The following is an 11,850-nucleotide window of genomic DNA, read 5'->3' as shown; positions in this document are numbered from 1 at the left end:
AAAGCAATTTGCTCTCAAGCTTAAAACATGGTCAAGCTGAGAGCCAGGCAGCGCAAAAGCTGCGTGGACAGAGGGAGGACCATCGTGAAGCAGCATCCGCTCAAAGGGGCAAACCGCCTCAAGCTCGGCGTTTTCTCCGCAAACGCGGATGGCGGCCTTGCGATCACGGACGTCCCGGAGCGCTGGACTGCCAGCTGGGCCGACAACCTCACCGCCGCACAGATCGCCGATCGCACCGGTTTGGAGTTCCTGCTTCCAATCGCCCGCTGGCGCGGGTTCGGGGGCAAGAACCGGGTGCGCGAATGGTCTTTCGAGACGTTCACCTGGGCAGCCGCCCTTGCGGCTTCCACCAAGCAGATCGGGCTGTTCATGACGGTGCATGTGCCGCTTGTCCACCCGCTCTATGCGGCAAAGGCGCTGGCAACGGTCGACCACGTCAGCAATGGCCGGGCCGGGCTGAATATTGTCTGCGGATGGAATCCAAAGGAGTTTGCCATGTTCGGCACGTCGCTGGTCGAGAAGGGATATGACCAGGCGGAGGAGTGGCTTCAGGTGCTGGAGCGTGCCTATACGTCGGATATACCGTTCGACTACGATGGCACCTATTACAAACTGAAGGAGGCCATCAGCCGTCCAGCCAGCTTGCAAACGCCGCGTCCGGTCACGATGAACGCAGCGTTCGGCGGACCGGGTCGGGATTTTGCAGCGAGGAACTGCGACTACCTGTTTACGACCTTCTCGGAGATCAACGAAGCAGGAAAACATGTGGCCGACATCCGCGACCGCGCCCAGCAGCACCACCGCGAGGTCGGCGTCTATACCGTGTGCCACGTCGTCTGCCGGCAAACCCAGACCGAGGCTGAGGACTACTATCATCGCTATGCCGTCGCTATGGCCGACCACGAGGCGGTCGACACCCACATGGCTGGCAAGAAGGAATTCTCGCAATCGCATGATCGCGAGGCTTACGATCGCTATCGCCAGCGCTTTGCCGGCGGTGCCGGCAGCTATCCGCTGGTCGGAACACCGGAGCGCATCGCCGAAGAGATGATTGCGATCTCACGGCAAGGTTACGCCGGCATCGCGCTTTCATTCGTCAACTATACGCAGGAGCTACCCTTCTTCTGCGATCGCGTCCTCCCGCTTCTGATAGGAGCCGGCTACAGACAGTGACCGATCAGAGGCGCTTGAAGACCGGCTCAACGCGCAGATTGAATCGACCTCTCCGGCTCGAAACTCCATCGCAGGAAGAATAGGATAGTACGAATGGCCCTTGGCCCTGTTTCATCGCGGACGACGATCCAGGAGGCAGTTTACCAACAGCTGCGCAATGCCCTCATGGTTGGCCGATTTGATCCCGGACAGACGCTGACGATTGCCTCGCTCGCAGAAACATTCGGCACCAGCAACATGCCGGTTCGTGAAGCGTTGCGCCGGCTGGCAGCCGAAAATGCTGTCGAGGTTGCCCCGAACGGTTCGGCGCGAATTCCACCGGTGACCGCCGCCCGGCTGGATGATCTTGCCCGCGCCCGGATCGCCGTCGAGGGCCTCGCCACCGAACTCGGTGGTCCACGTCTGACAGCTGCCGATATCGCGCAGCTTGAATTAATCGTCGAGCAGCAGCATGCGACAGCCCGTGAGAACGTCTACGAACTCATCGAGATGAACCAGCGGTTCCATTTCACTATCTACCGGGCCTCGGGATCGGAGGTCCTATTGCAGCTGATCGATACGCTCTGGCTCCGTCTCGGACCCTATATGCGGCTGCTGTCGGGCGTGGTAGCGCCGCTCATCGACAAGGGTGAGCTCGATCCGGCGGGTCTGCACGATGTCATCATAAAAGCGATCAAGGCTCAGGACTTTGCCGCGGCCCGCGAGGCTATCGGCAACGACATCCGGCACACGCACGAGACGCTGCGGAGCTATTGCGGTGGCAAGGGCGGCTGGAACGCTCGCTGACGGTTGACATGTGGAGCTCCGAAATTAGTTGAACTCTAAAATTGTTTGTGATCAAATGATCAAAACAGGCCGCGGTGACGAAGACGGCCATGCGGAACAGTCAATTGCAGGAGCAATTATGAGCCTATCGGCATCCCCATTGAAGGTTACTGGCCAGAATGGCTTCCCGGTCGACGAAATCCGCGCAATGTTCCCGGCCATTCAGAAGGCCGGCGACTTCATTTTCCTCGACAATGCCGGTGGCGCGCAGGTCCCACAGGCCGTCGTTGACGCGGTAGCGACCCATCTTGTCGACTTCAACGTCCAGCGGATGGCCAATTACCGGCACAGCCAGGGCGTAGATCGCAATCTCGACGAGGCACGCGAAACTGTGGCACTCCTCGTCAACGCCTATCGCCCGGAAGAAATCTCCTTCGGCCTCAACGCGACCTCCTTCATCCGGCTTGTCAGCCTCGGCATTGCCAAGATGCTCGGCGACCGCAACGAGATCGTCGTCACCGACATGGACCACGACGCCAACATAGCCACTTGGCTTGCGCTTGAGGCGGACGGAGCCAAGGTCGTCTGGTGGCGGATGCGCGACGACGGCACTCTGCACGTTGAGGATCTGAAGCCGCTCCTCAACGACAAGACGCGTCTCGTCGCGTGTACGGTCACGGCCCATTCAATCGGTACTATCGTCGACGTTGAAGCCGTGGGGAAACTCGCACATGCCGTCGGCGCGGAGGTGTTTCTCGATTGCGTCCACTACGGTCCGCACGGCCTCATTGATGTACAGGCGTGGGATTGCGATTATCTGGTCTGTTCCGGATACAAGAATTTCTCCCCGCATATGGGCTTCCTCTGGGGACGCTACGACGCGCTCTGCAGGCTTCCGACGTTCAAGGAAGACTTCATCCCCGATGTGCCGCCCTACAAGATCGAAGTCGGGACGTTCACTTACGAGAACGTCGCAGGCATGAATGCTGCCGTGAAATACCTCGAGGCGCTCGGTCGCCGCTTCCTGGCCGGCGCCGGTCATTCGCGCCGCGAGGCGCTGGCGGCAGCGATGGGCGCGATCCGCGACTATGAATTGACGCTGTCTCGCGACATGATCGGCGTTCTTAAAAAACACGGCGCAGTCATCTACGGGGTGTCTGACGAAGCCCGGCTTTCAGACCGCGTTCCAACCATCTGCTTCAACATTCCAGGTGTCACGCCACAGCAGATCGCAGCGGATATGGGAGAGGCCGGCATCGGCTTGCGTGATGGTCACATGTTTGCGCCCCGACTGATGAAACGGCTTGGCTTGTCGATGGAGCACGGCGCTGTTCGCGTCTCGCTCGTTCACTACAACAAGCCAGAGGAAATCGCACGGTTCGACAGGGTGCTTGGCGAGATTCTTGCAAAACGAAAAGCCTAGCGGCGGGCAGCCGCTCGCGGCAAAACTGTCTCGGGCGCTACGAGACCTTTGAAACTTAAAATTTCCCTTGAATTGCGCCCGACTTCGAATAACGTTCTCCCGCCAGGCGCTGGCCTCGCTTCAAGCTGCAGGCGCTAGGCCAGACATGTAAGGACTGATCCTTGTCTTTTTGGTCATCACCACTCTCCGCGGAAACGAAAAAGGCCCGCCACGCCTTCGATGGCATCCGCGCGCAAATCCGCGATCTCAGAACGGATAACATCGCAGCCCTGGCGATGCGGGCCCGCGAACTCGGAGATGTCATCCCGCTCTGGTACGGCGAAGGTGATCTGGTGACGCCGGCCTTCATCCGCGAGGCCTCCAAGGCGGCGCTGGACGAAGGACAGACATTCTACATCCCGAACATGCGCGGGCTCGACGCCCTGAACCAGGCCCTCAGCCGCTATCAGTCCGACCTGCACGACCGACCGATCGCAATCGAACGGACGACCGTGGCGCCGAGCGGCATGCAGGCGCTCTACATCGCCCTGCAGCTTCTCGTCGACATCGGAACCAATGTCGTATACGTCGCGCCGCAATGGCCGAACATCCACAATGCGATCCATCTGATCGGCGGCGAGCCCCGCCCCGTTTCGCTTGACTTCGATACCGATTGGCGCCTCGACCTCGACAAGCTGTTTGCCGCTTGCGATGCGCGTACGCGAGCCATCTTCCTGTCGACCCCGTCCAATCCCACCGGCTGGACGGCAAGCGCAGAAGAGATGCAGGCGCTCCTCGAGTTCAGCCGGCGTACCGGCATCTGGATCATATCCGACGAAGTCTACGGTCGCCTCTATTTCGAGGGCAACGTTGCACCTTCGATCCTCCAGATAGCCGACGACACCGATCGTGTGATCTCGATCAACAGCTTCTCCAAGGCCTGGGCGATGACCGGCTGGCGGATCGGCTGGCTGTCTCATCCGTCCGGCATCGCCGATCAGCTTGCGGCCATGACGCAGTATATGAACAGCGGTACTGCAGGCATGATCCAGGCTGGCGCCGTTGCCGCCCTGACCAAAGGTGAACCGCTCGTGGCGGAAATCCGCAACAAGGCAAAGGCCGGCCTCGACCTTGCCTACGAACGGCTCGCGAGGATCCCTGGCATGATCCTCCCCGACAAGCCGCGGGGTGGCATGTATGCCTTCTTTGCCCTTAAGGGCCGCGCCGACGCGCGCGAGGCCTGTGCCGACATTCTTGAAAAGGCCCGTGTCGGCCTGGCGCCGGGCCATCTCTTCGGCAATTCCTCCGCGGCATTCCTGCGCATGTGCGTATTCCGCGACATCGAACAGATAAGGATTGCGCTCGATCGCATGGTCGACGCGATGAAATGACGCTCCGCCCCAGGGCGGAACGGGATACACCGGCGCCGGCAAAAACCCGGCGCAGGCCAATAAACCAGAGGGAGATAAAAATGAGCCTGACCCGTCGTAACCTGTTGGCCCTTGCGGCCGCCATCGGCCTTGCCGCCGGAGCCTCCACCGCCTATGCCGCCGATGTCCTCAATGTCGGTTCCTACCCGAGCAATCCGCCCTTCGAATACAAGAACGACAGCGGCGCCTTCGAAGGCTTCGAGGTCGATATCGTCACCGAAGCTGCCAAGCGTGTTGGCCTGAAGCCCGAAATCGCCGACTACGGCTTCCAGGCACTGTTTGCAGGCACGACCTCCAAGCGCATCGACGTGGCGATCTCCTCGATCACCATCACCCCTGATCGTCTGAAATCTCAGTCCTTCACCCAGCCTTACTACGACTCCGACATGGGTGTGGCCACAAAGGCAGACAGCGCCATCAAGGGTCTTTCCGATCTCAAGGGAAAAACAATCGGCGTGCTCTCCGGCTCGACCGGCGACAAGTGGGTCAAGGATAATACGGCAGCCAACGGCTTTGCCGACGTCAAGGGCTACAACGCCCAGCAGGAAATGTTCCTTGACCTCGGGGCCGGCCGTGTGGACGCTGTTGTCAGCGACATCCCGGGCATGGAGTATCTCTTCGTCAAGATGAAGGGCTTTGCCATCAAGGATCGCATCAAGACCGGCGAACAGTACGGCCTGATGATGTCCAAGGATCATCCTCTGCTTGAGAAGATCAATGGCGCCATCACCGAAATGAAGAAGGACGGCACGCTCGCCAAGATCCACAAGAAGTGGTTCGGCAGCGACGCACCGGCCGGCTCGTCAACGATCACCGAACTGCCGATCCCGAAGGCATAAGCTCGCAACCGAGTTTGGATCTGTCATGCCGGCCCCTGGCCGGCGTGATGCCTACCCCGTACCTGCAAGGAATGCCCATGTCGCTGGTCGAGACCTTCTTCAACTCCGATGTCCTGATGTCCAGCCTGCCGGCACTTCTTCGCGGTCTCTGGAACACGCTCCTGCTCGGTCTTCTCGCGATTGCCGTCGGCGTTCCGGCCGGCCTCATCGTAAGCCTGATCCGCCTCTATGCGCCAAAGCCGCTGCGCCTGCTGACGACGATCTACATCGACGTCTTCCGCGCAGTTCCGGTGCTTGTGGTCCTTATCCTGATCTATTACGCGCTGCCGTTCCTCGGCATCCGCCTCTCCTCGTGGGCCTCCGCGGTTCTGGCCTTTTCGATCGTCATGGCAGCCTATTCGGCGGAAATCTTCCGCTCCGGCATCGAAAGCGTCCCACGCGGGCAGTTCGAGGCGGCGGCCGCTCTCGGCATTCCCTTTGTCGTGACATTGCGCAAAGTCATTCTGCCGCAGGCACTGCGCATTGTTATCCCCCCCACCACCAGCAACTGCGTTTCGATGTTCAAGGACACGTCGCTTGCCTCGACAGTGGCGCTTCCCGAACTCCTCAAGGAAGCAACAGACGCACAGGCGCTCTACGCAAACCCGACGCCGCTGATCGGTGCTGCGCTGGTCTACATCCTTTTCCTGTGGCCGATGGTGCGCCTCGTCAGCCTGCTGGAAAAACGCTTCAAGGCTGAAAAGACCCGCTAAACCCCGCAAACGCCCTGCTAGTCGAAGTTGGGATCCGAAAGGTGGTTGCTGACGGAAACCTTGACGGCGCCGATCCTCGACCAGAGCGCCTTGATATCGGCAGGGTCGACATCGGCCATCATATCGCGCAGCCAGCTCTCGTGAGCCGCTGCCATCGTGGTGAAAAGCTCATCGCCCTTGGGCGTCAGCTTGGCGACCGTGACGCGGCGATCGTCGTCCGGCGTCTCACGAACGACAAGGCCATCGGCCTCTAGTCGCTCCACCAGCCCGGTCACGTTTCCGTTCGTCACCATGGTGCGCCTGGACAATTCACCAAGGCGCAATCCGTCATGCTCGCGATAAAGCTGGGCCATCAGATCGAACTGCGGAAGGGTTGCCTTGAATTCGTTTCGAAGGCGACGTCGAACCTCCTGCGAGATCAGCTTCGTTGTGGAAAGCATCCGCAGCCAGAGCCGAAGCTCCTGCTTTTCATGCGCGCCCTGGACAATTGTCTCCAGGTCGACGGTATCCACCTCCGCGTCTGCCATGTCACTCCGCCCGAACCATCTGGATAAGTCCCGTTGGTCTAGGCACCAATATTTGAAATGTCAAAGGAATTGCTTTGGCGGTCGCCGTTACGACCGGGAAAGCATTTTTGCAAGCATGAAGCCCGATCCTGCTCCCGTTCCTGCGCCCGGCCAGGTCGAGGCGCCACACATATAGAGCGACCTCACAGGCGTGGCGTAGCGCGAATATCCGGCAACGGGTCGGAAGATGAAATTCTGATCGAGATGATGACTTCCCGAAAGATTATCGCCGCCGATCAGGTTCGGGTTCTCACGCTCCAGGTCAGTCGGCGAGAAGATCGCGCGCCCGAGCACCTTCGAACGCAGGCCCGGCGCATAGCGCTCGAGAATGTCGAGGACACGCTCACAATAGGCTTCCTTTGCCTCATCCCAGTTCCGGGCGCTGATGTTGCCTGCGGCGTCACCATGGAAATTCGCCGGCAAGACACGCACCTGCAACCAAAGAACATGCTTTCCGTGCGGCGCCCGGGTAGGATCGATTGCCGTTGGCTGGCCGACGACGAGGGCGGGTTCCGTCGGAAGTAATCCGGCCGCTGCCTCTGCATAGACCCGCGACATCATTTCCAGGTCGGGGGCGACGTGCACATAGGCAAAGCGCTTGAGTTCTTCCCCCGCCCGCCAATCGGGCAACCCTTCGAGCGCGAGGTGGATCATCATCGTGCCTGGCCCCTCGCGGAATTTTCCGAGCCTGCGATCGAACTCGGCGCGCACCGGGTCTGACGCAACGAGCCGGCCAAACAGGTTCTTGGGATGAACATTGGCGATGACAGCCCTGCGCGCCTCGAGGGTTCGCCCGTCAGCCAGGACCACGCCGGTTGCCCGTCCCGATGAAACGCTGATGCTGTCGACCGGTGCATCAAGGATCAGTTCTCCGCCTTTTTCCTGGAGAAGTCCTGTCATCGCTGTGATCATCGTGTCGGCGCCGCCCTTGCCGATCACCATGCCGAAAGCCTGGTTTGCCATCGATTCAAGATAGGGGAACAGGGCCCCGCCGGCGATATCGGGGGAGAAATCGAGATGTAAGCCCCACGCCGCCATCATCGTCTTGACCTTGGCATGCGTGAAGCGTCCATCCAGAAAATCTCGGGGCGAGGCGAAAAGAAGCCTGAGCGTGTCGTAGAGCCAGCCGGTTCCCTTCTGCCGCCATGCTTTCCAGACAACCCTCAATGCCGCCAACGACGGCATTGGGGTCGCCAGAAGAGCAAAAATATGGGGTGCGTCTGATCCGAATTCGGCAAGCATCGCGCGCCACCTTCGGGCGTCTTCCGGCGAAAGGGCCGCAATACCGTCGCTGGTCTTTTCAAGATCGGAACTGACGCCAAGAAAGGTGTCGTCGCGAAACACTGTCGCAAAACAATCAGCCGCAGGCACGAAATCAAGGCCGTGTGCGATCAGTGCTTCCTTGTGTTCGGCAAAGAAGGGGGAACCGGCAAACATTGACAGGTTCATGGCTGCAACGTCGTGACGGAAGCCGGGGACGGTCAGTTCGCGGGTTTTCACAGCTCCGCCCGGCTCTCCCTTGGCCTCGACGACCGCTACTTTCCATCCCTTCGCCGCCAGGTGGACGGCCGCAGCAAGACCATTGTGACCGGCGCCCACCACCACTGCATCGTAACTCATGCTTGAACCCCTCGTTCACTTTGCCTTTTTATTCGCACATGCATACATCTTAGACGAACCTGTTCAAGGGCCGGAAAGCCTCGAGGTCACCAACAACGTCCTCGGGAGACCTCTGATTGCTATTGAAAGTCTGATATTCAGGTGAAGTCACTGCGGTTTTAGCCCCGTTGACCTGTCGGCGCCCCGGGACCTTCTCGGAACATCCAAATACTTGCAATATCATATTTCGTGACATACGCTCCCCTTATCCAGCCATCACGGGCAACAGACAAGAAGCCTCCAAAGCCCTTTGCACCGTCGCGCTGGCATCTCGCCAAGGGGAACCATGAAATGTCGACTACAGCTCTTTCAAACCTCGCAACCGCACTTGTGTCAGGCGCCGTGAAGGTCGTTGATCTCACTGCCCCACTCGGACCCGACACGCCGGTGCTTTATCTGCCGCCGCAGTTCGGCAAGAACACACCGAACGTCAAGGTCCACACCATTTCGGCCTATGACCAGGACGGGCCATTCTGGGCATGGAACTGGCTGGAACTCGGCGAGCACACCGGAACGCATTTTGATGCGCCCTGTCACTGGATCACTGGCAAGGACAATCCGAACAATACGACCGACACCATTGCGCCGCAGAACTTCGTCGCGCCCGTCAACGTGATCGACCGCTCGAAGGAAGCTGCCGCCAACCCCGACTATCTGCTCACCGTAGAGAGCATAAAGGAATGGGAAGCCGAGCACGGCGAGATCGAAGCCGGCAGCTGGGTGCTGCTGCGCACCGACTGGTACAAGCGCAACGGCTCGAGCGAGACGTTCCTGAATGCCGATGAAAATGGACCTCATTCCCCAGGCCCGACGGCGGAGGCCATCGAATACCTTTTGACCAAGAACATCATCGGCTGGGGTCAGGAAACGATCGGAACCGATGCAGGCTCGGCCGGTGGGATGAACCCGCCCTTTCCCGCGCACAACCTGATGCACAAGGCCAACCGCTACGGACTTGCAAGCCTTTGTCAGCTCGACCAGTTGCCGCCAAAAGGTGCGGTCCTGATTGCCGCTCCGCTGAAGCTCGTCAAGGGCACCGGTTCACCCGTGCGCGCGCTGGCGCTTGTCACGACTTAAAGCTCGTGCGGGCCGGAGCCAGACTCCGGCCCGTTTGACATTTCTGGCTGCGCCGAGGCGACACAATGGCTGAATACGACTACATCGTTGTCGGGAGTGGCATAAACGCGCTGGTGGCAGCCGCGATGCTCGGGAAGAAGGGCCGCAAGGTCCTCGTTCTCGAGCGGAATGAAAAAATCGGCGGCTGCCTGCGCAGCGAGGAAATAACCGAGCCCGGCTTTGTCCACGACCTGATGGCGACGACGATGGTGCTGTTTGTGACCTCGCCCGCCTATGGGGTGCTCGGCAAGGATCTTGAAGCCCGCGGTCTGGAATTCGCACATGCGGATCTGCCGACCGGCGTCCTGCGGCCGGATGGTTCGCATGTCATCTTCTCCATGGACCGGCAACGCAACGTCGCGACCTTCGACAAGCTCCACGCCGGTGACGGCATGGTCTTCTCGAGCGAGATGAACAAGCTCGGTGCAGACGCGCCTTTCCTGTTTTCACTTCTCGGTGGCGCGCTGTGGTCTGGCACGACGCTGAAGGCCGTCGCAAAGCAGGGCTGGGGACGCGGTCTTCGCCAACTTGCCGCCTGGTTCGGCGAGGCGCTGGTCCCTGCCCGCGGCTATCTGGAAACCACCTATAAGTCCGAGGATATTCATGCCCTGTGGGCTCCTTGGGTGCTGCATTGCGGCTTGGGACCGGAAGCCGCGTATTCCGCCGAAATGCTGAAGGTCATCGGCTTTGCGATTGAACTTGCCGGCTGCCCGATCGCCAAGGGAGGCGCAGTCTCCCTGCTCAATGCTTTTGAAAGATTGATTTCCGATCATGGCGGCAAGATCCGAACCGGAGCCGACGTCGCGCAGGTGACAACATCCCCTTCAGGCCAGGCTGGCGGCGTCAGGCTTGCGAGCGGCGAGATCCTCGCAGCCAACCGCGGTGTCATCTGCTCAACCACGCCGAACCAGCTCTACGGGCGTCTCACGAAGGACTGGCCGCAGCCTCTGCCCGCCGAGACGTCAGAGGCCGTTGCGCGCTTCCGCTATGGAAAGGGCAACATGCAGATCCACTACGCACTGGCTGAGCCGCCGAGGTGGAAGGCCAATCCGGAACTCGGGAAGGTCGCACTACTGCATCTGACACCCGGTCTCGACGGGGTGTCACGCGCCGCCAACGAATGCGAGCGTGGCCTGCTGCCCGCAGAGCCGACGATCTGCGTCGGCCAGCCTGCATCTCTCGACCCGAGCCGTGCACCAGACGGAAAATCGATCCTCTGGCTGCAATTGCCCGAAGCGCCGCGCTTCATCAAGGGCGATGCGGCGGGCGAGATCGCAACCACATCCGACGGTCTTTGGACGCAAGCCATTCGCGAGCGCTACGCCGATCGCATCGAGGCAATCCTGTCGCAACACATCGAGGATTTCCAATCGATCAAGCTGGCTCGCGCGGCTTATTCTCCCGCTGATCTCGAGGCAATGAACATCAACCTCGTTGGCGGCGATCCCTATGGCGGCTACTGCGGAATAGACCAGTTTTTCCTCTGGCGCCCGTTTAAGTCTTCTGTTAACCACCGCACCCACATTCCGGGTCTCTACCATATCGGCGCATCGGCCCATCCCGGCCCCGGTCTGTCAGGCGGCTCCGGATTTTTGCTCGCATCTTCCCTCCCCTGACGCAAGGACAAGGAAACGCTCATCCATGGAAGAACGGTTTTCGGGTACGGTTCTGCGACGCAAGGAAGACGGTTACGAGACGCGTCCGACGATGGGCGAGATCGGCCTCAACCATTTCGCCCCCTACCTGATGAACCGACTGATGGCGCGCTGGAACGCCAATCTGGCAGAAGAGCTCAAGGAACAGGACGTGACAACCGCCAAAATGCGCACGCTCGCGGTCTTGAGCATTGCGTCGTCGGTTACGATCAACGAACTGTCCGTCTTCGCGGTGACCGAACAATCGACCATGAGCCGAACACTCGATTCACTCGAGGAACAAGGCTACATCAGGCGCCAGCCTCGGGCTGAGGACATGCGCGTCCGAGACGTTTCGATCACGGAAGAAGGGCGGGCAGCGTTCGAAAAGCTCTGGCCGAGCATGTATGACCTCTTCCTGCAGATGTTCGACGGCGTGGACGAAGTCGAGTACCGCGCCTTCCTGTCGACGCTGCACAAGGTGCTGCACAATATCCGCAAGCATGAGATTTGA

11 protein-coding genes are annotated in these 11,850 nt (G+C 60.1%); 9 read left to right on the top strand and 2 right to left on the bottom strand.

Annotated elements, in window-relative coordinates; all coding sequences use genetic code 11:
- The first annotated feature begins 81 nt into the window (after positions 1–81).
- From FHT77_RS28355 to FHT77_RS28330, 6 genes are all read left to right on the top strand, one after another.
- The gene (locus FHT77_RS28355) at positions 82–1,173 is read left to right on the top strand and encodes an LLM class flavin-dependent oxidoreductase (RefSeq protein WP_183758697.1); all 1,092 of its coding nucleotides are present in this window, start codon (positions 82–84) and stop codon (positions 1,171–1,173) included.
- 93 nt (positions 1,174–1,266) lie between these two features.
- Positions 1,267–1,959 carry a GntR family transcriptional regulator gene (locus FHT77_RS28350; protein WP_183758621.1) on the top strand — a complete coding sequence of 231 codons (693 nt, stop codon included), beginning with the start codon at positions 1,267–1,269 and terminating at the stop codon, positions 1,957–1,959.
- 118 nt (positions 1,960–2,077) lie between these two features.
- The gene (locus FHT77_RS28345) at positions 2,078–3,361 is read left to right on the top strand and encodes a cysteine desulfurase-like protein (protein WP_183758619.1); all 1,284 of its coding nucleotides are present in this window, start codon (positions 2,078–2,080) and stop codon (positions 3,359–3,361) included.
- 161 nt (positions 3,362–3,522) lie between these two features.
- On the top strand, positions 3,523–4,731 hold the full coding sequence (locus FHT77_RS28340; RefSeq protein ID WP_183758617.1) for a pyridoxal phosphate-dependent aminotransferase: 1,209 nt from the start codon (positions 3,523–3,525) through the stop codon (positions 4,729–4,731).
- A gap of 80 nt (positions 4,732–4,811) precedes the next feature.
- Positions 4,812–5,609 carry an ABC transporter substrate-binding protein gene (locus FHT77_RS28335; RefSeq protein WP_183758615.1) on the top strand — a complete coding sequence of 266 codons (798 nt, stop codon included), beginning with the start codon at positions 4,812–4,814 and terminating at the stop codon, positions 5,607–5,609.
- A gap of 77 nt (positions 5,610–5,686) precedes the next feature.
- On the top strand, positions 5,687–6,361 hold the full coding sequence (locus FHT77_RS28330) for an amino acid ABC transporter permease (protein WP_183758613.1): 675 nt from the start codon (positions 5,687–5,689) through the stop codon (positions 6,359–6,361).
- A 17-nt stretch (positions 6,362–6,378) separates the two neighbouring features.
- On the opposite strand, the gene FHT77_RS28325 is transcribed toward FHT77_RS28330, so the two are convergent.
- Both FHT77_RS28325 and FHT77_RS28320 read right to left on the bottom strand, forming a co-directional pair.
- Positions 6,379–6,888 carry a MarR family winged helix-turn-helix transcriptional regulator gene (locus FHT77_RS28325; protein WP_183758611.1) on the bottom strand — a complete coding sequence of 170 codons (510 nt, stop codon included), beginning with the start codon at positions 6,886–6,888 and terminating at the stop codon, positions 6,379–6,381.
- An 87-nt stretch (positions 6,889–6,975) separates the two neighbouring features.
- Entirely contained in the window at positions 6,976–8,547 is a 1,572-nt protein-coding gene (locus tag FHT77_RS28320) for an NAD(P)/FAD-dependent oxidoreductase (protein ID WP_183758609.1), read from the bottom strand.
- 330 nt (positions 8,548–8,877) lie between these two features.
- Between FHT77_RS28320 and FHT77_RS28315 the strand changes: the two genes are divergently transcribed.
- From FHT77_RS28315 to FHT77_RS28305, 3 genes are all read left to right on the top strand, one after another.
- Positions 8,878–9,663: a cyclase family protein gene (locus tag FHT77_RS28315; RefSeq protein WP_183758607.1), complete on the top strand. Its 786-nt coding sequence runs from the start codon at positions 8,878–8,880 to the stop codon at positions 9,661–9,663.
- A gap of 65 nt (positions 9,664–9,728) precedes the next feature.
- The gene (locus FHT77_RS28310; RefSeq protein ID WP_183758605.1) at positions 9,729–11,318 is read left to right on the top strand and encodes a phytoene desaturase family protein; all 1,590 of its coding nucleotides are present in this window, start codon (positions 9,729–9,731) and stop codon (positions 11,316–11,318) included.
- A gap of 25 nt (positions 11,319–11,343) precedes the next feature.
- Positions 11,344–11,850, top strand: coding sequence for a MarR family winged helix-turn-helix transcriptional regulator (locus tag FHT77_RS28305; RefSeq protein WP_016558305.1), 507 nt, complete (start codon positions 11,344–11,346; stop codon positions 11,848–11,850).

The organism is Rhizobium sp. BK181 (assembly GCF_014193305.1).
GTDB lineage: Bacteria > Pseudomonadota > Alphaproteobacteria > Rhizobiales > Rhizobiaceae > Rhizobium.
This window is presented reverse-complemented; position numbering and strand designations above follow the sequence as displayed.

Excerpts from the sequence above, each read along its gene's own strand:
- FHT77_RS28350 (WP_183758621.1), top strand. The coding sequence starts at position 1,267 with ATGGCCCTTGGCCCTGTTTCATCGCGGACGACGATCCAGGAGGCAGTT.
- FHT77_RS28345 (WP_183758619.1), top strand. The coding sequence starts at position 2,078 with ATGAGCCTATCGGCATCCCCATTGAAGGTTACTGGCCAGAATGGCTTC.
- FHT77_RS28335 (WP_183758615.1), top strand. The coding sequence starts at position 4,812 with ATGAGCCTGACCCGTCGTAACCTGTTGGCCCTTGCGGCCGCCATCGGC.
- FHT77_RS28330 (WP_183758613.1), top strand. The coding sequence starts at position 5,687 with ATGTCGCTGGTCGAGACCTTCTTCAACTCCGATGTCCTGATGTCCAGC.
- FHT77_RS28325 (WP_183758611.1), bottom strand. The coding sequence starts at position 6,888 with ATGGCAGACGCGGAGGTGGATACCGTCGACCTGGAGACAATTGTCCAG.
- FHT77_RS28320 (WP_183758609.1), bottom strand. The coding sequence starts at position 8,547 with ATGAGTTACGATGCAGTGGTGGTGGGCGCCGGTCACAATGGTCTTGCT.
- FHT77_RS28315 (WP_183758607.1), top strand. The coding sequence starts at position 8,878 with ATGTCGACTACAGCTCTTTCAAACCTCGCAACCGCACTTGTGTCAGGC.
- FHT77_RS28310 (WP_183758605.1), top strand. The coding sequence starts at position 9,729 with ATGGCTGAATACGACTACATCGTTGTCGGGAGTGGCATAAACGCGCTG.
- FHT77_RS28305 (WP_016558305.1), top strand. The coding sequence starts at position 11,344 with ATGGAAGAACGGTTTTCGGGTACGGTTCTGCGACGCAAGGAAGACGGT.